The organism is Altibacter sp. HG106 (assembly GCF_028561755.1).
Taxonomy (GTDB): Bacteria; Bacteroidota; Bacteroidia; order Flavobacteriales; family Flavobacteriaceae; genus DFVG01.
Window position 1 is genome coordinate 352,809 of sequence record NZ_JAQQTD010000005.1, and the last position, 24,191, is coordinate 376,999.

Below are 24,191 nucleotides of genomic sequence, written 5' to 3' on the forward strand. Positions count from 1 at the left end.
TATATTTACAAAGGTTTAACGGTATCAAATCGACTATCGATTTACCCCTTGCTGTGAAAGCCATCGCACATAGGCGGCCTTATTTTGATTGTGTTGCGCCAGGGTTTTGGCGAATTTGTGATAGCCGAAGTTAGTTACATCAGCAACAAAATATAAGTAATCGTGTTGCTCGTAATTTAGAACGGCATCTATGGAAGAAATGTCGGGCATGGCGATGGGCCCGGGCGGAACTCCGCGATATTTGTAGGTGTTGTAAGGAGAATCAAGGGTGAGGTCTTTATATAACACCCGTTTGATCACCTGATCGAAATCGCCATCCATTCGCTTTTTGGCATAAATAACCGTAGGGTCGGCTTGTAACGGCATCCCCAACCTAAGTCGGTTGATATAGACCCCAGCCACTCGTGGACGCTCGTCGGTCTTAGCAGTTTCTTTCTGAACGATAGCGGCTAATGAAATCACTTGCATGGGAGTCATGTCCAGGTCGGCTGCCTTTTGTTTTCTACTATTTGTCCAAAAGCGTTGGTACTCTTCACGCATGCGGTCGCGAAATGCTTCCGCGGAAGTATTCCAATAAAATTCATAGGTGTTGGGCACATACATACCGAGCGCAGTATCTTCAGAATACTCGGTGTTCTCAAGAAATTCCGCCGCGCGAAAACCCTGTAGTAACGAAAGGCTATCGGCTTCAATTTGCTGGGCTACATGGCCCGCTAAATCTTCCAATCGCTCCTGATTATTAAACTTCACCTGAATAGGAATGTTCTTACTGCGAATAGTATTTATAATGTCATTGTTATTCATTCCCTTCCGAAGTACGTAATGCCCGGCTTTTATATTGGACACATATCCTTTTCGTTCTGCGGTGCGCTCAAAGGTGGCCTCATTCTGTAGCAACGGACTCAATTCTTCCATTACCTCGGCGAAGGAAGCATTGGTAGGAATATATACATGCGCTTCATCGTTATTGAACGCGGTATTGGGTGCAAATATGTTGTGATAGACGTAATAGGCAAAGCCGGCCATGCCTATAAGCCCCAAAAGGGCGACTGCTACTAGAATTTTTTTCAGATACATGGTATTAGACAGTGGGTTGAAAACATTGGTAAATTGCTTCGTCCTTAAATCCTTCCTTGGTCTTTATCCAGTCCTTACGGACCGAGGTTTGTGAAAACCCGCAGGCGGTAAACAATTGTTTACTTCGTTCGTTATCGGTGGTAATGTGCGCGTATAATTGATGTACCTCCAAGGTACGAAACGCATAACCGCACAATTGCTGTAAGGCCATGCGTGCAAACCCCTTCCCGCGTGCGTCCTCGTCAAAAATAATAATTCCTACGCCGGCACGACGGTGCTTTGGATCAAAATCAAACAAATCGACACACCCTACAGGCGCATCGTCACTTGTTGTTGTGATGACCAGTCGCAGTTGTTTGACTTCATAGATGTCGCGATGGGAATTTTTGAGGTACTCTGTCAATATGTGCTTGGAAAAGGGCGTAAGTGTATGACTTACTTCCCACAAAGATTCGTCATTCTCCAGCGCATGCAACCAGTGAATATCTTCAGGCTCCAAGGCGCGAAGGGTAATCGTATCTCCCTCTAACGTGATCATAGTGTGAATGTACCTTTGAATACTTCTTTCGCCGGACCTTTTAGATAAATGTTTCGGAAGCCTACTTCGGAAGCATCAAATTGCACCTCAAGCATGCCTCCCATGGTTTCAATGGCAATGGTTTCCGCTTGCGCCTTTCCCATGGAGTACATCGCCAGAGCGACTGCCACCACTCCGGTTCCGCAGGAAAGTGTCTCATCTTCTACCCCTCGTTCATAGGTGCGCACCGTAAAAGTGTCACTTTCTTTGGCGCTCACAAAATTGACGTTGGCCCCTTGTGCGCCATAGACTTCGTTTCTTATACGCCTTCCTTCGGAAACGACCGCATGTTTAAAAACATCGTCTACCATAGTCACATGATGTGGCGATCCCGTGTCTAAAAAGCAATGCGACGCTTCCACGGAAACATTGGAAACTTCCTGCATTTTCAGGGAAACCGTCTCGCCTTCAATAGTGGCATAATGCATGCCGTCAACAGCTTCAAAAGAAGCTTCTGTATCAATAATTCCCAACGTTTGTGCGAACAGAGCAATACAGCGCCCACCATTACCACACATCGAGCTCGGCCGACCATCAGCATTAAAATACACCATGGTAAAATCGGCCTCAAAATGATCTTCCAAAAGTATCAGGCCGTCTGCCCCTATGCCAAATTTTCGGTCGCACATCATTGCGATTGCTTTGGTATCATTTTTGGGGAATAGTTCCTGACGATTGTCAATAAGTATAAAGTCGTTTCCGGTTCCTTGATATTTGTAAAAAGTTAGTTCCATGTAGGAACAAAGGTACAAAAAGCCTGTGGCAATCGCCGGGGGCTGTGCCTGTTAAATACTCGTTAAATAGGAAACAGCGGCGCAATACTGTCGTCATTAATATGTTATTTTAATAGTAAAACTTTGAAGATATGAAACAGACCATGCGATTACTTTTAGTGGCCTTGGTAGCCGGGGCTGTCACCTTAGGAGGCTACAAATTATTTGTAGAAGAAGCCAATACGATTGCCTATGTACAATCTGATGAGAATGCTTCCTTTATTCCTACCTCAAACACCAAAGCAGCGGCCTTCGCTTCGGGAGTAGAATTTACCGAAGCAGCTGAAAAAACGGTGAATGCCGTGGTGCACGTAAAAAACACCACCATCAGCAGACAGCCATCCAACATCATGGAATACTTTTACGGCGGTGGCGAACCTCGTGCCATGTTAGGAACGGGAAGCGGAGTGATCATTTCTCCCGATGGCTATATCATTACCAATAACCACGTGATCGCTAACGCATCACAATTGGAGGTTACCCTTAACGATAACCGAACCTACGAAGCCGAATTGGTGGGAACCGACCCCAAAACTGATATTGCACTGATCCGTATTGATGCCGAAGGCGACCTACCTTTTGTTCCCTTTGGTGACAGCAATTCGGTTAAAATTGGCGAGTGGGTGTTGGCCGTAGGGAATCCGTTTAACCTCACCTCTACGGTGACCGCCGGAATTGTAAGCGCCAAGGCGCGTGACCTTAATGAATTCGACCGCAACCCGCAGTCCTTTATCCAAACCGATGCCGCGGTGAATCGCGGTAACAGTGGTGGAGCCCTCGTCAATACGCGCGGAGAGTTGATCGGGATCAATACAGCGATCACTTCGGAAACAGGTTCGTATGTGGGATACGCTTTTGCAGTACCTAGTAATAATGCCCGAAAAGTGATTGAAGATATCATGGAGTACGGAAATGTACAACGCGGGATTCTTGGTATTTCCGCAGCCAATGTAAGCAACCCTGCCCTGCGTCAGCAAGGCATTAATGAAACCGAAGGGGTGTATGTGGCCGGAATCGAGCCCGGAAGCGGAGCCGATAAAGGCGGAATCAAAGAAGGCGACATTATTAAAAAATTAGACGGCTATAAAATTGGCAAGTTTTCGGACCTCAGCGGATACCTGGGAGCCAAACGCCCTAATGACGTAGTACAAGTTACCGTCTTGCGTAATGGAAGGGAGAAAGTAATTCCGGTAACCCTCATTAAACTGGAGACCTATGAGATGAGTGATATCGGACTCGAAGTACGAAATACCTCCCAAGCGAACTTGCAACAACGCAACTTAGAATATGGCGTAGAAGTATCGCGTTCACTTACACAGGAAATGCAACGCTATAATTTAGTAGGCATTATCATTACACAAATCAATGATCAGCCGGTACGCGACATTGATGACGCCAAACGCATCATGAATCGACGTGACGGTCAAGACCCTATTAAAGTTACTTTTGTTGATCAAAAAGGAGAGAAAAACTCCTTTATTTTCAGATAAATAGAACTGCATAATAACAAAACCCGCTTCCTACGTAGCGGGTTTTTTATTTTTGTGAAAATTGCTTCTCGAAAACGTTTTAGTTAACTATTTTTGCAGCCAAATAGAAACACCCTAAACCCTTTTAACTATGTCTTCTGACAACGTGTACGAAAAAGAGCTTTCCTTTCAAACCGATCGTCGTAAAGCTTCTGTTGAATTCATTCAAGCCGTAAGCGAATTATGGTACGATAAATCAATTGAACTGGTGCTCTTTCGCAATACGCTTATCGACCGTAATGTGAGTGAAATTTTACAGCTGCATGAGTATGCTGGAGCCTTCGTTCAGAAACCTATTTCCATCTTTGATTCCGTAGAAATCGCGGAAGCGATCAAAACATTAGATCTTCCACCGGCGAAACTCGATATCGGAAAATTGACGTACGAATATCATTTAGAGGACAATAACTATGCAAATGCTATGGCGTTTGTAAGCGATAAGTTGAAAGATGCCAAAAAACAAAAAAATATCGTTCCTAAGGATGTGGTGCTGTATGGCTTCGGAAGAATTGGCCGATTACTCGCTCGTGAGCTAATGACGCGCACCGGAAAGGGTAACCAAATGCGCCTTCGTGCCATCGTAACTCGTGGCGCTATCGATCAAACGGTGTTGGAAAAAAGAGCGTCGCTGTTAGAGTGTGATTCGGTACACGGTGATTTCCCTGGAACGGTTTCCGTAGACCTGGAAAATAGTGCCTTGATCATCAACGGAACAACTGTCCACATGATCTCTGCCAACCAACCGGAAGACATAGATTACACTCAATATGGTATTGATAACGCTCTGGTGATTGACAATACCGGAGCCTTTAGAGACGAAGAAGCTTTGTCTCGCCATCTAAGCGCCAAAGGCGCTGCCAAAGTGTTACTCACGGCTCCCGGCAAAGGAGTACCGAACATCGTACATGGTGTCAACCATAAAGAATACAACCCAGATGAAATAGATATCTTTTCGGCAGCCTCCTGTACCACCAATGCGATTACTCCGGTGCTGAAAGTTATGGAGGATAGTTTTGGGGTGCATCACGGACATTTAGAAACCATTCATGCGTACACCAACGATCAGAACCTGGTGGATAACATGCACAAGAAATACCGAAGAGGTCGTGCGGCAGCGTTAAATATGGTGATTACCGAAACTGGCGCGGGAAAAGCAGTATCCAAAGCGTTGCCTTCTTTTGAAGGTAAACTCACATCGAATGCAATTCGGGTTCCCGTTCCTAATGGTTCGTTAGCGATCTTAAACCTATCGTTAGAAAAAACCACTTCGGTAGATGCGATTAATGCGACCATGAAAAAATACGCGCTAGAAGGTGATTTGGTAGAACAGATCAAATACTCCTTGAGCAATGAGTTGGTATCTAGCGATATTGTAGGGACTTCGGCTCCTGCAATTTACGACAGCAATGCGACCATCGTGACAGCCGACGGAAAGAATGCCATCTTATATGTTTGGTATGATAATGAATATGGCTATAGCCATCAGGTAATTCGCCTGGCAAAGTATATTAGTAAAGTACGTCGTTATACCTATTATTAACAGCTAGGTTTAAAAGGTAACTTCAATAAAAACCTCGCAATGCGCGCTTCTGCATTGCGAGGTTTTTTTATGGTCTTAGTGAATGATTATTCGTTTCTGAATGGTGCGATCATCGCTTTTGATGCTTAAAAAATACATGCCTTTGGAAAGCCCTGCTACGGAAAATCGAGTATTACTCCGGCCATACACCTTGACAGTTTGACCTCGAAGGTTTGTAAGGCTTACCTCAGTCACTTCAGAAAGTCCGTCAACATAGAAAAAATCGCGTGCCGGATTGGGATGTATCGTTAGCGCTGATAAGGTAGTTTCCTCAGTTCCTAAATCGTCGCATTTGGCTTCGGTTTCTACAAAGGTGGTTACAGGGTCTACCTCCGTCCAGTTGGCGGTGCTATAAGCCGCACCATCTACAAAAACACAAATTAAGTTGGGAGTGTTGGTGGTATTATAATTGGTAACATTGGTGTTATTGCCATTTCGCAAATCTAGATATTCAATAGGTGTATTGCGAGCGTCAAAAGACACCAAATTGACAGTATTCTCAAGATTCAAAGAAACAATATCACTGAAGGAACAAACTAATTGTAATAACTCATGGTTATTACTAACGTCAATCTCTGTGATAGGGTTGTCACCCACAATTAAATTTTCTAACAATTCATTTTGAGTAACATCAAACTGTGATAGGATATTACTTGAAATATCGCATGACTTTAGCGCTGTACACCCGACAGTGGTAATGGCCGCTAAGTTCAAGTTGAAGTTTGCTAAAACAATCTCTAATGAATTGTTTGTTCCAAAATCGATAGAAGAACAAGATGTTGCTATAGCCTGAAAATTAATCATTGATGAAAACGCTTCAATCCCTGAAAAGTCAGCTACATCGTAAGTGGCACCATCAACTATCACTTCCGTTATGGCTTGAGCATCGGTGGTAAGAATCTGTCCATCTAACACCCCTTCACTGTCATACGCACTGTCTATTAAATATTGTTCAAAAGCAGGGTCGGGGATCTGGGTGTATTGGGCGTGGACAATAGTGACGCTGAGAAGCGTGAGTAAAAAGAGTAAATGTTTCCTCTTCATTCGATCAATGAATAATAAGTTTTTCAATTGAAACTCCGTGAAGAGTCTGAATGTTTAGAAAATACATCCCTTCGGAAAGCCCAGCTACGGAAAATCGAGTATCACCCCTGCGATACACCTTGACAGTTTGACCGCGAAGGTTTGTAAGGCTCACCTTAGTCACTTCAGAAAGCCCATCCACATAGAAAAAATCGTGTGCCGGGTTGGGATGTATGGTAATCGTTGGCAAGGTGACTTCCTCAGTTCCTAAATCGTCGCATTTGGCTTCGGTTTCTACAAAGGTGGTTACAGGATCTACCTCCGTCCAGTTGGTGGTGCTATAGGCCACATCATCTACAAAGACACAAAATAAGTTGGGAGTGTTTAAGGTCCGATACGTTTGGATATTAGTGTTATTTCCATTTCTTAAATCTAAAAAAGATAAATTTGTATCATTAGCATTGAATGCGATCAGGTTAACATTATCGGAAAGATCTAGAGCCTCCAGCGGGTTTTCCGTACAAAGCAACGAAAGTAACGAAAGATTCATGGATACATCTAAACTGGATATATTATTTCCATCGATGGATAAGGATGTTAATACTGAATTCTGACTTGTATCCAAGCTTTGTAAATCATTAAAAGCGATATCTACTGTGCGCAAATTAATACATCCAAGGATATTAATGCTTGTCAAATTTGGATTGTCCGTTATATTTAGATCCTCGACTGAGCTGTTCATTCCGAAATCAATGCTAGTACAGGATGTTTCAATAGCTATAAAAGTTATCATTGACGTAAACTCCTCAATCCCGCTAAAATCTGCTACATTATAAACAGCACCATCAACCATCACTTCCGTTATGGCCTGGGCATCGGTGGTAAGAATCTGCCCATCTAACACTCCTTCACTGTCATACGCGCTATCTATTAAATACTGTTCAAAAGCAGGGTCTGGAATCTGGGTGTATTGGGCGTGGACATTGGAGATGCCAAGCACAATACATAATAATATAGCAAGGTGTTGCAAATCGTGTGTTATAAATTCAACAATCTAAGCGTTTATTATATCATAAGCCGGTGGTATTCCCTTACTCTTTGTAGGGTATTTTGTGTTTTAACTATAGCTCCCATCCTTCGCGATAGTCGCGCTTCACCCAATTATTGGCAAAGTCCCAATTGGTTACCTTCATATTTTCACCATCCCATTTAATGGTGCGACGCCCCGGATAGTTATACGGCGCCCAATCGCCCACTTTCTTTCCTTCCTTTAACGTCTTGTATTGATAAGCTTTGATCGCCAGATTTCCCATAAGTACCGCTTCCGTTAACGGTCCGCCGTACGAAAAGGGTGAGGTCGTTTCTCCTCCATTCAAACAAGCGTCTACAAATACTCCGGCATGTGATGTTTTTACTCGTGGCAAGCTAGGCGCCGGAGGCGTAAAGTTCGCCATACGTTCCGCAGGTAACAGTCGCGGGTTTGCCGAGTAGGTATCGGTTACCATGATACCTTTCGTTCCGTAGAAAATACTTCCACCACCATTATCTCCGGGTACTTCGCCATCTCCTAATTCAGGCGGAAGATCAGGCATAATACCTCCATCGTACCAGTTCAGTGATAAGTCACCGTGTTTTTCGGTATCAAATTGTAAGCGAACGATAGAGGAAGGCGGGCATGCTTCGGAAAAATCTGCTTCCACAAAATCGCCCGACCAAACCGTGGTGCAACTAGCTTCCGCTTCGTACGGAAATTTTAGGCCTAAGGTCTTAAAAGGCGTTTCCATAATGTGACAGCCCATATCACCCATGGCACCCGTTCCGAAGTCCCAGAACCCACGCCACTTAAACGGTAGATAATTGGAGTTGTACGGGCGCATCTTTGCGGGCCCCAGCCATAGGTCCCACGCTAATGTTTCCGGAATGGGTTCCCCTTCGGTAATATGTTTAAAGCCTTGCGGCCATACAGGGCGATTTGTCCAGCAATCCACACGTTCTACCGTACCGATTACCCCGGCATCAATCCACTCCTGCGCCTGGCGAATACCGTCCCCAGAGGAACCTTGATTCCCCATCTGAGTTACGATCTTATTTTCCGCAGCGACCTGCGTCATGAGTCGGGCTTCATAAATATTATGCGTCAACGGCTTTTCTACGTAGGCATGTTTTTTCGCACGCATAAACGGCAAGGCAATGGTCGCATGGGTATGATCGGGTGTCGCTACCATCACCGCGTCGATATCTTTTAAGTGAGCATCATAGACCTTCCGAAAATCTTTGTACTGTTTCGCATTTGGATAAGCGGCAAAAGTGTTTGCAGCGCGTTTGGCATCCACATCACATAACGCCACAAATTTGACCTTTCCGGTTTGATTGAGTTCGTTGATGACTCCGGCACCTCTTCCGCCGACGCCAATAGCGGCGATATAAAGCGTGTCACTGGGGGCCGTGTGCGTACCGCCTAATACAAAGCTTGGCACTATGGAAAAAGCGGCTCCAGCGGCCGCCGATTTCTTGATAAAGGATCGTCTTTTCATGGTTGGATGTTTTTGATGCTTCTAAAGGTACAAAATGACGGCAAATCATTTTTGAAGAAATATACATTTGCGTTCTTTCAACCGATTTATGACTTCATTAACTGTATACCATGGGGTAATGACGGAAATTTGTTAAAAAAGGTGTGATGGCTACACAAGAGAAAAAGAAAAGACGGGCATACCGAAAGAAGCGGTATACGATACCAATCATCATTATTGTATTGCTTATCGCATTTCGAATTTATTTACCTACGCTGGTTAAAAACCGAATCAATAAGGTGTTGGCAAATATTCCCGGCTATTATGGGTATGTGGAGGATGTGGATATTGCGCTGTATCGCGGGGCCTATGTGTTGAATGGTTTTTATCTGAACAAAATCACCAAGGAAACGGAAGTCGATTTTCTTGATTTTCCAAAAACCGACATCTCTATTGAATGGAAATCGCTGTTCAAAGGAAAGATCGTCAGTGAGATCGATATGTTCGATCCTACGGTGGTGTATATATTTGAAGATCAACAACAGGAAACACCTGGAGAAGCCGACGTGGACGACTGGACGCAAGCCCTAAAGGATATTGTACCGATTGATATCAACAATTTTGAAGTGTACCGTGGAACAGTAGCCTTTGTGCAATTGCAAGCCGACCCCAATATCGATGTGAATATTCACGATATCCGACTCACCGCCAAGAACCTTCGTAATGTGGTGGATACCGAACGAGCGCTCCCCTCACCTATCAACGCCACTGGAGTGTCTATCGGAAATGGTAATATGACATTAAACGGTAATTTGAATCTCTTGAAACAAATACCAGATATGGACCTGGCCTTCAGTCTGGAGGAAGTCGATGCCACAGCGCTGAACGAATTTACGCGTCATTATGCGGGATTAGACTTCGATAAGGGTACCTTTGCACTCTATAGCGAGGTGGCAATAGCCGACTCTTATTTGAAAGGCTACATCAAACCTTTGTTTATAGACACCAAGCTAATTGGGGAAGATGACGGATTTTTAGGAGTTCTTTGGGAAGGCTTTGTTGGATTGTTTAAATTTATACTGAAAAACCAACGAACTGATACCGTGGCTACTCGGGTTCCTATTGAAGGAGACTTGAGCAATGTGGACGCTGGCGTGTGGACGACGGTGTTTAGAATTTTTGAAAATGCGTGGTTGCGTGCTTTTCGGGGAGAAGTAGACGATGATATTAATTATGAAGATGCGTTGAACGATCCTACCCTCACCAGAGAAGAAAAGAGAGCCCTTCGGAAGCAACGCAGAGAAGAACGACGGGAAGAACGTAAAAATGATACGACCGGGTTCTTCGACAAGATCTTTGGGGGTGATGGTGATGAAGGTGATGAAGAAGACCCCACAGATGATGGTTGGTTTGGTGGTGAAGAAGATACAACAGACGACGGACAATAAATTTTATTATGACAGTACAACGAGCCAACGAACAACATCTCGACCTATTAGTACCCTTATTTAACGCCTATCGCGTGTATTACAAACAACCCAGCAATCTGGACAAAGCCCGCGAATTTCTCTCGGAACGGATCAAAAATGATGATTCCGTGATTTTTATTGCGTTAGATGACGACGGTGCCGCATTGGGCTTTACACAGCTCTACCCTATTTTCTCTTCGGTATCTGCACAGCACATCTATGTATTGAATGATATCTATGTGGATTCTTCAAGACGCGGATTGGGGACTGGGGCAGCCTTGCTGAACAAGGCGAAAGAATACGCCACCGAAAAAGGCGCAAAACGCATTGAACTGGAAACTGATATTGGTAATCCGGCACAACGTCTCTACGAACGTATGGGTTGGGTGAAAGACACCAAATTCTATCATTTTTATTGGGATGTCTAGTTAATAGATTTCTGTGTATTTTTACGGTCTAAACATTTACGTCATGGACCACCTTACCAAACTGGAAGAAATGCTTGACCGTGCTAATATGGATATTAAAAACGGTAAGTACGAAGAAGCGTCTAATACCCTGGAAGAGATCATCAATATTGATCCTAACTTCGGAAAGGCGTATAATCACCTTGGGTATTTGCATGAAGTAAAGTTCAAAGAATACGATAAAGGAGAGACGCTCTATAAACTGTGTTTGGAAAAAACTCCGATGTATCCTTCGGTGTATTACAACTATGCTGTTTTGCTTTCTACCATTGGCAAATGGGAAGAATTGAAAGAATTGTTAGATCAATCACTCAACGTTCCCGGCATAGCGAAAGCAACCATCTACAACGAATACGGCATCATGTACGAACAGCAAGGCGAGTTGGATAAAGCGATCGAGTATTACAAGAAAGCCGGACTCAACACCTTGGATAAAAACGTGTTAGAACGCGCCAAAGGATCTATTGAGCGCTGTAAATCGAAAAAAGACCTGTTTTAATGCGTATTGACATCATTACGGTATTGCCCGAGCTATTAATGAGTCCGTTTGAAGCTTCCATCCTTAAACGTGCTCAGGACAAAGGATTGGTTTCGGTACATCTGCATAATCTGCGTGATTACAGCAACAATCGGTATAAGCAGGTAGACGACTATCAATACGGAGGAGGTGCCGGCATGGTAATGATGATAGAACCCATCGATAAATGTATCAGCAAGCTGCAGGCGGAACGGGCTTACGACGAGGTTATTTATATGACACCCGATGGCACGACTTTGAATCAAGGGATCGCTAATGAACTCTCCGTTAAAGAAAATATTATTGTGTTGTGTGGTCATTACAAAGGTGTAGATCAACGGGTACGCGATCAAATTGTAACCCGGGAGATCTCCATCGGGGATTTTGTATTGAGCGGTGGCGAATTGGCCGCGGCTGTGCTTTGTGATAGTGTCATACGATTGTTGCCGGGCGTTTTGAATAATGAAACCAGTGCGCTAACCGATAGTTTTCAGGATAATCTACTAGCGCCGCCCATCTATACCCGACCGGCAGAATACAAGGGATGGACCGTACCGGAGATCTTGACCAGTGGTAACACCCCAAAGATTGAAGAATGGCGTGAGGAGAAAGCGCTGGAACGTACCCGCGAACGACGTCCAGATCTCTTGGAAGGTAAAGAATAACCGCATTGCCTGCGTTAGGGATGGCAACGGCATCCAGCCGGGCACGGCTGATATAGTGGACAGCCCGGCGAAGGCGCGAAAAGCGCCATCGCAACGCCCAAATAAAAATACATTTACCGCTTGGTACTTTTCTAAAAAAACGTATTTTTGCATCCGATTTGATTCAACCTCTGGCGAGCATCGTGCACGTTGTTTCGATAAAACCATAACAAAACGACCATGGAAGCGTTAGTAAAATTTGTACAAGACGAATTCATCACCAAAAAGGACTTTCCAGAATTCCAAGCCGGAGATAACCTAACAGTGTATTACGAAATTAAAGAAGGGGCGAAAACCCGTACACAGTTCTTTAAAGGAACCGTGATCCAGATTAAAGGAACGGGAGCCAGCAAAACCTTTACCATCCGAAAAATGTCGGGAACGGTAGGTGTAGAGCGAATTTTCCCGATCAATTTGCCAGCCCTTCAAAAAATTGAAGTGAACAAACGAGGTAGCGTACGTAGAAAACGTATCTACTATTTCCGCGGACTTACCGGTAAAAAAGCCCGTATTCGCGAGAAGAAACAATAAGCACTTCCTTCATTATTGCACAAGCAGCCCAACGGGCTGCTTTTTTTATTCACAAATGTTAATAACTCAGGTTAACAAGATGTTATTATTTAGGAAGTTAGAATCCTTGACATTTTAAATTTTTGATCTACATTAGCAATATCAAAACGGAATAAACCCCGTAGCGATAAACATAAAGTAACGTTCTTTATACCTTTTGTTAATTCGTTGGACATGCTAACTCGGTAAAAGGAGTTAGGATGGAGAGTTGAGAAAAGTGTGATTCATACATCACTTCACGACATAGATTGATTTCACATCAATGGTTCGAAAAGAGTATGAATTGGTTGAAATAGATCACAACTGCAAGGGTTTAATAAACTTGCTTCGCGTTGTAAAAGACGAGTTGGTAACGATGTATTTCACAAGAAGCCATAATACGTGTTCCACACTGTATTATGGCTTTTCTTGTTTTTGGCGGTAGCGCATCGCATTCCCTCTTTTTTTACGCCTTACAAATCCGTATATTTGCAAGCCTTCAACCTAAATTTCTAAGGATATGGAAGGATTATTTTCCAAACCAAATATTGAATAACACATGAGCCAAACTGCGAAGATCATTTATACTAAAACAGACGAAGCCCCTTTTTTAGCCACCCATTCCCTACTTCCTATTATTGAAGCCTATACCGGTCCGTCTGGTGTGGCTATCGAGACCCGTGATATTTCCCTTGCGGCTCGAATTTTAGCGGTTTTTCCCGAATACCTCACAGAAGACCAACGTGTGAATGATGCCTTAGCCGAACTGGGCGCTCTTGCTAAGACTCCCGAAGCGAACATCATCAAACTTCCCAATATCAGTGCGTCTATTCCGCAGTTAACTGCAGCCATTTCTGAACTTCAAGCGCAGGGATATGACCTGCCCGATTATCCGGACGACCCGAAGAACGACGAAGAAAAAAAGATCAAGGCCACCTACGACAAAGTAAAGGGGAGCGCCGTAAACCCTGTTCTTCGCGAAGGAAACAGTGATCGCCGTGCGCCCAAGGCCGTGAAGAATTTCGCAAAGAAAAATCCGCATCGCATGGGCGCCTGGAACGCTGATTCAAAATCACATGTGGCTACCATGAACGCGGGTGACTTCCGACATAATGAGCAATCGGTTACGATTCAGAAAGAAGGTAGTGTATCGATTGTCCATACCGATGCTAACGGAAAGGAAACGAAACTAAAAAGCGATATAGCGGTGTTAGAAGGTGAAGTGATCGATGCCACGCTCATGGAGAAGAAAGCACTCCTATCCTTTTTAGAGGCTCAGGTAAAAGACGCCAATGAGCAAAACGTTCTCTTTTCGCTACACATGAAAGCTACGATGATGAAGGTGAGCGATCCAATCATTTTCGGGCATGCCGTTCGAGTGTATTTCAAAGAATTGTTTGACAAGTATGGCAGTACGTTCGAGGAACTTGGCGTCGATGTCAATAATGGCTTCGGAAATCTATTACACGAGATTGGAAATCTTCCTGAAGACAAGCGTAACGCTATTCTTTCAGACATAGACACCATTATGGAAAGCAACCCCGATCTCGCCATGGTAAATAGTGACAAAGGAATCACAAACCTACATGTTCCGAGTGATGTGATCATCGATGCTTCCATGCCTGCAATGATCCGCACCAGTGGACAGATGTGGGATAAAAACGGAGACACTAAAGATACCAAGGCAGTAATTCCGGATAGTAGTTATGCTGCAGTCTATCAAGCCACCATAGATTTCTGTAAAGAACACGGCGCGTTCGATCCCACTACCATGGGTACCGTTCCCAACGTGGGGCTAATGGCGCAAAAGGCTGAAGAATACGGATCACACGATAAAACATTTGAGATTCCGGCAGCCGGAACGGTTTCCGTGGTAGATCAAGACGGAACTACTCTAATGCAGCATTCGGTAAGCGAAGGGGATATTTGGCGCATGTGCCAGGTGAAAGACGCGCCTATTCAGGACTGGGTAAAGCTTGCCGTGAGCAGAGCACGTGCCACGGGTTGGCCAGCCGTATTCTGGCTGGATGAAGATCGAGCACATGATGCCGAGTTGATTAAAAAAGTAAACCAATACCTACCAGATCACGACACCAACGGACTGGAAATCAAGATCCTTTCTCCCGAAAAAGCGACGCAATACACCTTAGAGCGAGTGAAGCGCGGAGAGAATACCATTTCGGTCACCGGTAACGTACTTCGCGATTATCTCACCGACCTCTTCCCTATTTTGGAACTAGGTACCAGTGCGAAAATGCTGTCTATTGTTCCGCTAATGAATGGTGGTGGTCTGTTTGAAACCGGAGCTGGAGGTTCAGCCCCGAAACACGTGCAACAGTTTGTAGAAGAAGGACACTTGCGATGGGATTCCCTCGGTGAGTTTCTAGCCTTGGCCGTTTCCTTAGAACATCTAGGAAATACTTATAACAACCAGAATGCGCTGTTACTGGCAGAAACCTTGGACGATGCGACCGAGAAGTTCTTAGAAAACAAAAAGTCACCTTCGCGAAAAGTCAATGAGCTCGACAATCGTGGAAGTCACTTTTTCCTAGCTAAATATTGGGCAGAGGCGCTAGCAGCGCAAGATAAGGACGCTTCCTTACGGGAGCGGTTTGCACCCGTTGCCAAACAATTGGCTTCCAATGAAGAAACGATCTTACAGGAATTGATCGAGGCGCAAGGAAGTCCGGTAGACATTGAAGGCTACTACTACCCAAGTGTAGCACGCGTCAATGCAGAAATGCGCGCTAGTAAAACGTTTAATGATATCCTCGCATCCATTCAATAATTAACAAGCCTTCAGCAATGAAGGCTTTTTTGATACGTTACATCTAAAGGAATCGTACCGTGAAACAGTATTTCTTTACTTTTCTAGTATTTTTCGGAATTGTAGTCGCTTCCGCTCAAAACAAGGTTACCTTGAGTGGAACAGTGACAGAGGCAGCCACCGGAGAAACTCTAATTGGAGTAAACGTGTTAATCCCAAGTTTACGAACGGGGGCCATCACGAATGAATACGGTTTTTACTCGATCACCATTCCGTCGGGAACCTATGATGTTACCTACAGCAGTCTTGGTTTTCAGTCGAAAATAACCTCGGTAACCCTCACCGAAACGAAAACCTTGAATATTGCCTTAACAGAGCAAACAGAGCAATTAGAGGAAGTGATCATTCGCAACGATGTAGAAGAGCTCAATCTGCGAACACCACAAATGAGTGTGAATGCCTTAACGTCGAAGACCATCAAAAGTATTCCGGTAGTCCTGGGAGAGTCGGATGTGATCAAAGCGATTTTACTGCTTCCCGGCGTAACCAATGCGGGAGAAGGTTCATCGGGCTTCAATGTGCGGGGAGGCGCAGCCGATCAGAACTTGATCCTTCTAGATGAGGCGACCATCTTCAATTCTTCCCATCTTTTTGGCTTCTTTTCAGTATTCAATCCAGATGCGATCAAAGACATCAAATTATATAAAGGAGGCATTCCCGCACGGTATGGCGGACGGGTTTCTTCGGTACTGGAAATTTTTCAGAAGGAAGGGAATAGTAAAGAATTTAAAGTGAATGGCGGAATAGGCGCTGTCGCTAGCCGTGTCTTGGCTGAAGGACCCTTGGTGAAAGATCGCGGCGCGTTTTTGATAGGTGGCCGTGCTTCCTACGCCCACTTATTCCTCCCCCTTTTTGATATTGATAATAAGGCGTACTTCTACGATCTAAATACAAAACTAAATTATCGCCTGAATGATAACAACAACATCTTCTTGTCTGGATACTTTGGGCGCGACCTATTTGCGATCAACGATACCTTTACCAATCTCTACGGAAATGCGGTGGTTAACTTTAGATGGAATCATATTTTTTCTGAAAAACTGTTTTCCAACCTAAGTCTGATCTACTCTGATTATTATTACGGACTGGAACTGGACTTCGTTGGGTTTGAATGGAATTCGGGAATTCAAAACTTTAACCTCAAGTACGACCTCCAACATTATCTCAGCGATACCTTTCAATTAGATTATGGATTCAACTCCATCTATTATGTGTTCCACCCCGGAAAAATAGAACCCAATGATGCAGAATCGGGTATTATTACCGAACAGCTTACCAAGAAATACGCAAGCGAAAATGCGGTGTATGTCGCGGCAGATCATGATATTACCGACCAGCTTAGTGTACAGTACGGGATTCGATTGTCTCATTTCCTACGGTTAGGCCAGGATGAACTCAACGTATATGCGAACAACCAACCTGTAGTATTCGATCCCTTGACGTTAATCTATAAAGAGGCCGCTCCCATAGATACACTTACCAATACCAAGGGAACCACACTTAAAACCTTTACCAATATTGAACCGCGTATCGCGGCCGCCTTTTCATTTGATGACAACCATTCGGTGAAAGCAAGTTACACCCGACTTTCACAATACTTACATCTGTTGTCGAATACCAGTTCGCCTACGCCATTAGATGTTTGGACGCCCAGTGGACCATTCGTAGAACCGCAATTGCTCGATCAATACGCCCTCGGTTTCTTCAAAAACATTAAGGAAGGCGCCTATTCTTTGGAGACGGAAGTGTATTACAAGGACATTCAAAATAGAATAGACTATATAGATGGCGCCAACCTCATTGCCAACGACGCCATCGAGCAGGTAATTTTAAACGGAGAAGCCAGAGCCTATGGTTGGGAGGTCTTATTCCGTAAAAACGAAGGCAAGTTTACCGGATGGCTAGCCTATACCCTTTCCAAGAGCGAGCAACGAACGCCACCTCGAAATGAAAATGAAATTGGTATAAATTACGGTAATTGGTATAACACACCTTATGATAAACCACATGATATTGCCCTTTTTGCGCAATATGAATGGAATGACAAATGGACCTTCAATGCGAATTTTGTCTATCAAACCGGGCGGCCAACCAACTATCCGATCGGGCAATTTGAATTTCAAGATATTGTGGTGCCGTATTACGGCCTTCGAAACCAAGAGCGACTGCCCGATTACCATCGGATCGATATCTCGGCTGTCCTAACGCCTCGCAAAAACCGCGATCGAAGCTGGCAAAGCGAATGGGTTTTTAGTGTATATAATGTTTACAATCGCCGTAATGCCGCCTCTATCAATTTCCGAAGAAATGAAGATACAGGCGCTAATGAAGCGGTTCGCACCTCAATTTTCGGAATTGTTCCGTCGGTAACCTATAACTTTAGCTTTTAACTATGCGCTTGTTTTGTTCCATAATAGCTATATTCACGTTACTCCTATCTATCGTAGCCTGTGAAGACGTGGTGGAAATCGAAACCCCGTCAGACACCCCTCGACTTGTGATCGACGCTCTGATTCGAGTGGACACTTCCCGAGCCCTGACTCCAATTGCTGTAAAAGTGAGTCAGACGAATAATTTCTTCGAATCGATTCCTCCTGCCAACCTGCAGCAAATTACGCTCACCGATGCAGTGAATGGAGGCGGAGCGATACTCAACGAGTTTGAAGCAGGTAGTGGTATTTATTTGGATACAGTAAGCACGCGATTTTTGATTGAGAATGAATTGATTCTGCAAATCGATTTTGAAGATGAATTCTATGTGGCCTATGCGCAGTTTCAACCTTCAGTACCTATCGATTCGTTAGCTATAGGTGATGGTGTATTGATTGAAGATGAAACCGAACTAGTGGTTTCATTTACTGATGTTGGAACACGAGATGATTATTATTTATTCGATTTTGATTTCCGAAGTTATTTGGTGACAGAAGATGAATTTTACCAGGGACAACCTTTTACATTCTCCTATTTTTATGATGAAGAGTTTGAAGTAGGACAAGAATTGGAAATCGGACTCATGGGTGTTGATAAAGCATTCTACGATTACATGGCCTTGTTGATCGAGCAAAGTGAACCGCCCTTCGGACCGTTCGAAACTCCGGCGGTCACGGTGCGTGGCAACTTTATCAATGTGACCGATATCGATAACACAGACGCTTCCGACAACGTGAATAACCCAGATAATTATGCCCTGGGGTACTTTGCCATTGTTCAGGAATACAAGCGCTCCATTACTATTGAGGAGTAGCGGTATATTCCTTCCGAAGCATTTCCACTACACGTGCTTGTATTAAATTTTTGGCGTGGGTATACGAATAGCCTTCCGGAAGTTTGGGGTCGTAAAGTTCCCGCGCAGCTGTGAGTCCGAGTCGCGCTAGTTCTTGCTCGTTCATTTCTAATTTCCCACAAACGGCATACACCGGAATCCGGTATTTTTTAGCAAGCTCAGTTAGGCCGTTGATAAACTTTCCATGACTGGTTTGGGCATCTATTTTTCCCTCCCCTGTTATGATGAGATCAATGTCGTTTTCTGAAAGTAGCGTTTCCAGGCCACTGAGTGTAAAGATAAATTCAGTTCCTTTGATAAATTCGGCACCAAAGAACACTTTGAGTCCGAATCCTGTTCCACCCGCAGCGCCAGAACCGGGGGTCGATGCTTGCTGTTGTTGAAGATAGCGCTGAACGTTCGCGTCTAAATTTCGCAGTCCCTGATCCAATCGTTCAATCGTGGCGTCGGAAGCTCCCTTTTGTTTGGCGAAGGTATAGGCCGCGCCCCTGGGTCCGAAGAGCGGATTTTGAACATCATTGATGGCGACAAAACGAACGTTTGAAAGGGGTTCTTTTGGAGCAACAATTTCACCTATTTGATCTAAGGAGGCACCTTTAGGTTCGAGCAGTTCGTTGTCCTTATTCTTAAAGCGATATCCTAATGCATGGGCGATTCCGATTCCACCATCATTGGTCGCACTGCCTCCGATCCCTAAGAATATGCTGGTAGCTCCTTTTTCAATAGCGTGCTGTAGTAACACTCCCGTCCCTAGTGTGCTTGTTTTGAGCGCATCGCGTTCTGCCAACGTCAAGAGTTCGATTCCGGAGGCAGCAGCCAATTCTACGTACGCCCTGTGTTCTTTTGAATCCCATAGGTATGTTGCCTCAATGGATCGGCCCAAAGGATCGGTAGTCACCACAACTACTGATTCAACGTGCGGCTGGTAGCGTGCCACCGCAGCTAAAAAGCCTTCTCCGCCATCAGAAACGGCCATCGTATGGGTGTTAGCCTTTGAGTTAAACGCGAGCACGCCGCGCTTCATGGCCTCCGCGGCCTCCTGGGCGGTCAAACTATCCTTAAAAGCATCCGGTGCAAGCAATACCTTCATATTAGCCAAAGATGGATGGGATGAAATAACTAAAAACTAAAATCACTATAAAAAAGCCTAGAAGGATGAACACTTCCTTAGATAGCACATCAGATCGGAGGATCTTAAAATCAATGATTTTTGTTGTCTTGGCCGGCGTGTTAGTCGCTGCTGAAACTACATAAGCAACAAGCAACGAGATAAGAACCCCCGTAAAGTTTAACCAGATCCAAAAGATATCGAAGCCTAGATCGATGTTGAAAATCTCCTGAATGGTACTTGAGAAGATCAAGTTGATCAATACGGCGGAAATAATTCCGGCGTTCATTCCAATATGATTTACTTTTTTGGAAAAAATAGCAAGTAAAAAAGTGACCAAAACCGGACCATAGAATACAGATCCAATCGCGTTTATAATCTCGATCACCGCACTTTTGCTTCCGCCGAAAAGAAACGAAAACGCTATACAAACCGTTCCCCAAAAGACCACGGCCACTTTTGAAAGCCGCATGTACTTTTTAGTTTCCATCTTTTTTTCGCCGCGATTAAAAAAGTCTTCCATACTCACCGCCGATAATGAATTAACGGTAGAACTAAGAGAAGACATGGCGGCAGACAAGATGGCTACCATTAATAATCCAATAAATCCGTGAGGGAGGTATTGTGTAATGAAGACTGGAATCATTAAGTCGGCTTTTACGCCTCCATTGACTGCCGCTTCGGGGAAATGACGTTGAGTGGTCGCAGTAATTTCGGCCAGGAAGTCGGGTGCTAGGGTAACTAATGAACCAACGATGAGCCCCATGGTACAATAAATCAATACCACGGGAAATCGAAGAAGACCGTTAGCCAATAGCAACTGACGGATGGTTTTCTCGTTTTTTGCGGAAAGCATTCGCTGTGCTTGTGTTTGATCACAACCGTAATACGAAACGTACAGAAAAAAACCGCCTATGAGCATGGGCCAGAAACCGTATTCCTGATTTTCACCGATACCTAAATTATAATCAATTACCTGTAGTCGTTCCGAAGAAAATCCGTTTTGTAATCCGCCGGCTTCCTGCACTAATTCCCAACCGTAAACCAAACAGATTAAGAGTCCGCCAAAAAGTAAGATCATCTGTATGGCATCGCCCCAAACAACGGCTTTCATTCCGCCTTGCCAACTATAAATAATGGTAATAATACTAATGATCAAGATGGTGTATATGTAATCAATATCGATGACAGCTTGCAGTATGATTGCAATGGTATACACCATCACGCCAGTTCCCAGAGCCCTACTTATTTGAAACACCACGCTCAAAATGAGACGTGTCGAAGCAGCGAAGCGACGTTCTACAAACTCGTAAATACTTACCACTCCCGATCGAAATAGCGGGGGAATGATAAAAAGCATAATAAAGATCATGGCCAGGGGCACGGCGAATTCGAAGGTGAGCCATTTCATCCCACCGCCTAATTTAAGGCCCACAAAGGCCGGAGCGGAAATAAAGCTGATTGCCGAAAGCTGGGTTGCCATGGTCGATAAACTCAAAGGAAACCAGCCCATACTCTTACCGCCTAAAAAATAATCATTCGAATCTTTGTTATTCTTGAAAAAGTAGCCCATACCTAAAAAGAATACGATGTAGGTGGCTACCAAGGTGTAGTCAAGCCAATTCATAATTATTGGGTGTTGGTTAGTAAGTCGATGGTCAAGGCGGCACTCCACGAAAAATTATGTCCGCCATATCCTTTGGAAAGCGTTTCATTTTTGCGCTTGGAAGGTTCAAAGTATTCATAAAACCCGTATTTCTCAATGAGGGATAGGGTGTCGTTTTTAAGGGTTTCTGCCACATCGCTAAATTCATAACGTAACAAGCCATTATAAATCAACCAATTCAAATTAATCCAGATGGGCCCCCGCCAGTATTTTTCAGAGTTATATCGGGGACTTGTAGGATCAAAAGAGGCACATAAATAACGTTCGTTGTTTTTACCGCTAAAACGTCCATTTTTCAGATGCGCTATTAGTTTTACAGCCTGTTGTGGCGTAGGAATTTCAGCGAATAATGGCGTAAAACTAGAAGAGGAAAGATAGGGCAATGAGCATTCGTTTCGAAGATCGTAATAAATATACCCTCCCAACGCGTCGTCAAATAATTTAGTGTTCATAGCTTGTATTGCGTGATCGTTCCAACCTTGTAACTGTGAAACAGCGTCGGTTCTCCCCAGCTCGGTTCCCAAACGTATCAAACTTTTATTAGAAGCGATAAGCATACTATTGAACAAAGGGTCTTGAATTAAAAATGGCGACTTTTCAGCAATAAGTAGATCGTTATACTTCCATTTCTTAAAAAGTTCAATGAGGTGAATATAGTAGGCATATTCTTTATTGGTAGGTCGATGGCTAGCGTCAATGAGTTGGGTGTCGCGTCTAGGAAGATCGTACTCCGGCACTTCGAAGGTAGCCCAGATATCATCCCAAACCGGAGTATTATCGGTACCAGCCTCCCAGTTATGGCAGATATAGACTAAGCCTTCTCCTTTCGGGTCGCGGTTCGTATAGAAGTAATGATGGTTATGAAAGACCGCGTCAAAAACTTCCTCCAAAAAGGCTAAGGAAGCTTGGGTATCCTTCGAATTCTGATGTATTTTTTCGAGCACGAATCCCAATACGGGTGGTTGTGTAATTCCTGAGGTAGGGATATTAGGGCTATGCGGACTCAAAGAAGCCTGATGAACTTTGGGGCCTGGATAGTAGGTATCAGACGGATTGTGAAAGATGATATGCGGAATAAATCCGTTAGACCATTGTCCTTTTAACAAGGAACGGATTTCCATTTGGGCGCGTTCAGGGTTCAGGTGCATCCAGCCCAAGGCGATAAAACCTGCATCCCAGTTCCATTGAAACGGATACAATCCTTCGCAAGGAATGGTGAATCCATTCTTCCAATTTTCCTCTAATACGTTGGCGGCTTTTTGGATGAGAGCGTTGTCCAAATTCTATTGATTTGTGATATAAATATAGCCTTTAATATTTACTTTTGAAGTGAACCAAAATTTCCCGCCTTGAATTTTAAGAAAACTACAGAGTCTTCTTCTCTATATGATCAACTGGAACTGCAATCGGTAGGAACATTATTAACGCAGATTAATAGAGAAGATCAAACCGTTCCACATGCGGTGCAAAAATCGATACCTCAAATTGAAAAGCTCACGGAAAAAGTCGTGGAACAATTAAAAAACGGGGGACGCCTCTTTTATATAGGGGCGGGTACCAGCGGTAGACTGGGTATTGTAGATGCAAGTGAGTGTCCTCCTACCTTTGGCGTGCCTCACGGACTTGTGGTTGGTATTATGGCCGGGGGTGATACAGCAATACGTAAGGCAGTTGAATTCGCGGAAGATTCTAAAGAGCAAGGATGGCAGGATCTTCTGGCGCAGCAGATTTCTGAAAAGGACATCGTAATTGGTATTGCCGCCTCAGGAACCACACCTTATGTGATTGGGGCTTTAGAGCAATCGAATGCTAAGAAAATACCTACAGGATGCATTACCTGTAATGCTGGGAGTCCCTTAGCAGTTACGGCTCAATATCCTGTAGAAGTTGTGGTGGGTCCAGAGTTTGTTACCGGTAGCACTCGTATGAAAGCGGGCACCGCTCAAAAACTGGTGCTAAATATGATTTCTACCACAGCGATGATTCAATTGGGAAGAGTGAAAGGCAATAAAATGGTCGATATGCAGCTCAGCAATAACAAACTGGTAGAAAGAGGTACAAAAATGATCATGGAAAAACTTTCTATAGAAGAAACAGAAGCCCTTCAATTATTGAAACAACACGGTAGTGTTAGAAAGGCAATTATCGCATATGAAGAGAGAAACTGAACAACGAGGCCACACCAATAAGAAGCTACTTGTAAAGGGGCTGAAGCGCTTAGCAGTTGCCCTGCCTGTATTAGTATTGAGTACTTATGTGATTACTTTTTCATTTCTCAATAAAGAAACCTTACCTCTTTATATAACGCTTACCTTGGGGATTATTTTTATGGGGATCACCTTATTCTTGTTATTTAATGGACTCCGGTTGGTTATTCGGTCTGTGTTTGGAGAGCGGTAACCGTGCTATTTATTTCTGAAGAGATTGTTTCTGAAAGTAATGTTGAATTATGGGAATAAAAAAACCCAACCGATTATGGTTGGGTTTTATTTATAAAAGAAGGCGGCGACCTACTTTCCCGCGATGCAGT

Annotated in this window: 21 protein-coding genes; 12 read left to right on the forward strand and 9 right to left on the reverse strand. The window is 44.0% G+C overall.

Going from position 1 to position 24,191, the window contains the following annotated elements:
- Positions 1 to 33 precede the first annotated feature (33 nt).
- Genes mltG through dapF form a run of 3 tightly spaced genes read right to left on the reverse strand, consistent with a single transcriptional unit; the run spans position 34 to position 2,388 of the window.
- Positions 34 to 1,077, reverse strand: coding sequence for an endolytic transglycosylase MltG (gene mltG, locus PO830_RS10780; RefSeq protein WP_272853574.1), 1,044 nt, complete (start codon positions 1,075 to 1,077; stop codon positions 34 to 36).
- Between the two features lie 4 nt (positions 1,078 to 1,081).
- Positions 1,082 to 1,615: a GNAT family N-acetyltransferase gene (locus PO830_RS10785; protein WP_272853575.1), complete on the reverse strand. Its 534-nt coding sequence runs from the start codon at positions 1,613 to 1,615 to the stop codon at positions 1,082 to 1,084.
- Positions 1,612 to 2,388, reverse strand: a complete 777-nt coding sequence (gene dapF / locus PO830_RS10790; protein ID WP_272853576.1) for a diaminopimelate epimerase — start codon at positions 2,386 to 2,388, stop codon at positions 1,612 to 1,614. Before dapF ends, PO830_RS10785 begins: the two co-directional genes overlap by 4 nt.
- A gap of 131 nt (positions 2,389 to 2,519) precedes the next feature.
- Between dapF and PO830_RS10795 the strand changes: the two genes are divergently transcribed.
- Together PO830_RS10795 and PO830_RS10800 are read left to right on the forward strand one after the other, a co-directional pair.
- Positions 2,520 to 3,917: a trypsin-like peptidase domain-containing protein gene (locus PO830_RS10795; protein ID WP_272853577.1), complete on the forward strand. Its 1,398-nt coding sequence runs from the start codon at positions 2,520 to 2,522 to the stop codon at positions 3,915 to 3,917.
- Positions 3,918 to 4,047: 130 nt separating this feature from the next.
- Positions 4,048 to 5,496 carry a glyceraldehyde-3-phosphate dehydrogenase gene (locus tag PO830_RS10800; RefSeq protein WP_272853578.1) on the forward strand — a complete coding sequence of 483 codons (1,449 nt, stop codon included), beginning with the start codon at positions 4,048 to 4,050 and terminating at the stop codon, positions 5,494 to 5,496.
- A gap of 75 nt (positions 5,497 to 5,571) precedes the next feature.
- On the opposite strand, the gene PO830_RS10805 is transcribed toward PO830_RS10800, so the two are convergent.
- The 3 genes from PO830_RS10805 to PO830_RS10815 form a co-directional block, all read right to left on the reverse strand.
- A complete protein-coding gene (locus PO830_RS10805; RefSeq protein ID WP_272853579.1) occupies positions 5,572 to 6,579 on the reverse strand; it encodes a T9SS type A sorting domain-containing protein in 1,008 nt (335 codons plus the stop codon).
- Between the two features lie 4 nt (positions 6,580 to 6,583).
- On the reverse strand, positions 6,584 to 7,588 hold the full coding sequence (locus PO830_RS10810) for a T9SS type A sorting domain-containing protein (RefSeq protein WP_272853580.1): 1,005 nt from the start codon (positions 7,586 to 7,588) through the stop codon (positions 6,584 to 6,586).
- Positions 7,589 to 7,679: 91 nt separating this feature from the next.
- A complete protein-coding gene (locus PO830_RS10815; protein WP_272853581.1) occupies positions 7,680 to 9,092 on the reverse strand; it encodes a Gfo/Idh/MocA family protein in 1,413 nt (470 codons plus the stop codon).
- 146 nt (positions 9,093 to 9,238) lie between these two features.
- Between PO830_RS10815 and PO830_RS10820 the strand changes: the two genes are divergently transcribed.
- From PO830_RS10820 to PO830_RS10855, 8 genes are all read left to right on the forward strand, one after another.
- Positions 9,239 to 10,519 (forward strand): DUF748 domain-containing protein, encoded by a 1,281-nt coding sequence (locus tag PO830_RS10820; RefSeq protein WP_272853582.1) that lies wholly within the window; start codon positions 9,239 to 9,241, stop codon positions 10,517 to 10,519.
- A gap of 8 nt (positions 10,520 to 10,527) precedes the next feature.
- Complete coding sequence (locus PO830_RS10825) at positions 10,528 to 10,968, forward strand: GNAT family N-acetyltransferase (protein WP_272853583.1); 441 nt, start codon at positions 10,528 to 10,530, stop codon at positions 10,966 to 10,968.
- Between the two features lie 43 nt (positions 10,969 to 11,011).
- Positions 11,012 to 11,506: a tetratricopeptide repeat protein gene (locus PO830_RS10830; protein ID WP_272853584.1), complete on the forward strand. Its 495-nt coding sequence runs from the start codon at positions 11,012 to 11,014 to the stop codon at positions 11,504 to 11,506.
- Complete coding sequence (gene trmD / locus PO830_RS10835; RefSeq protein WP_272853585.1) at positions 11,506 to 12,189, forward strand: tRNA (guanosine(37)-N1)-methyltransferase TrmD; 684 nt, start codon at positions 11,506 to 11,508, stop codon at positions 12,187 to 12,189. Before PO830_RS10830 ends, trmD begins: the two co-directional genes overlap by 1 nt.
- Positions 12,190 to 12,408: 219 nt before the next feature.
- A complete protein-coding gene (gene rplS / locus PO830_RS10840) occupies positions 12,409 to 12,759 on the forward strand; it encodes a 50S ribosomal protein L19 (RefSeq protein WP_272853586.1) in 351 nt (116 codons plus the stop codon).
- Between the two features lie 577 nt (positions 12,760 to 13,336).
- Complete coding sequence (locus tag PO830_RS10845) at positions 13,337 to 15,565, forward strand: NADP-dependent isocitrate dehydrogenase (protein ID WP_272853587.1); 2,229 nt, start codon at positions 13,337 to 13,339, stop codon at positions 15,563 to 15,565.
- Positions 15,566 to 15,624: 59 nt separating this feature from the next.
- A complete protein-coding gene (locus PO830_RS10850; protein ID WP_272853588.1) occupies positions 15,625 to 17,994 on the forward strand; it encodes a TonB-dependent receptor in 2,370 nt (789 codons plus the stop codon).
- Positions 17,995 to 17,996: 2 nt separating this feature from the next.
- The gene (locus PO830_RS10855; protein ID WP_272853589.1) at positions 17,997 to 18,848 is read left to right on the forward strand and encodes a DUF4249 family protein; all 852 of its coding nucleotides are present in this window, start codon (positions 17,997 to 17,999) and stop codon (positions 18,846 to 18,848) included.
- On the opposite strand, the gene PO830_RS10860 is transcribed toward PO830_RS10855, so the two are convergent.
- Genes PO830_RS10860 through PO830_RS10870 form a run of 3 tightly spaced genes read right to left on the reverse strand, consistent with a single transcriptional unit; the run spans position 18,835 to position 22,941 of the window.
- Positions 18,835 to 19,977: a glycerate kinase gene (locus PO830_RS10860; RefSeq protein WP_272853590.1), complete on the reverse strand. Its 1,143-nt coding sequence runs from the start codon at positions 19,975 to 19,977 to the stop codon at positions 18,835 to 18,837. The genes PO830_RS10855 and PO830_RS10860 overlap by 14 nt on opposite strands.
- A gap of 1 nt (position 19,978) precedes the next feature.
- On the reverse strand, positions 19,979 to 21,622 hold the full coding sequence (locus PO830_RS10865; RefSeq protein ID WP_272853591.1) for a sodium:solute symporter family transporter: 1,644 nt from the start codon (positions 21,620 to 21,622) through the stop codon (positions 19,979 to 19,981).
- A 2-nt stretch (positions 21,623 to 21,624) separates the two neighbouring features.
- Entirely contained in the window at positions 21,625 to 22,941 is a 1,317-nt protein-coding gene (locus PO830_RS10870; RefSeq protein WP_272853592.1) for an MGH1-like glycoside hydrolase domain-containing protein, read from the reverse strand.
- Positions 22,942 to 23,010: 69 nt separating this feature from the next.
- On the opposite strand from PO830_RS10870, the gene murQ reads away from it, so the two are divergent.
- Together murQ and PO830_RS10880 are read left to right on the forward strand one after the other, a co-directional pair.
- Positions 23,011 to 23,829 (forward strand): N-acetylmuramic acid 6-phosphate etherase, encoded by an 819-nt coding sequence (gene murQ, locus PO830_RS10875; protein ID WP_272853593.1) that lies wholly within the window; start codon positions 23,011 to 23,013, stop codon positions 23,827 to 23,829.
- Positions 23,813 to 24,061, forward strand: a complete 249-nt coding sequence (locus tag PO830_RS10880) for a DUF6095 family protein (RefSeq protein ID WP_272853594.1) — start codon at positions 23,813 to 23,815, stop codon at positions 24,059 to 24,061. Before murQ ends, PO830_RS10880 begins: the two co-directional genes overlap by 17 nt.
- The last annotated feature ends 130 nt before the right edge of the window (positions 24,062 to 24,191 follow it).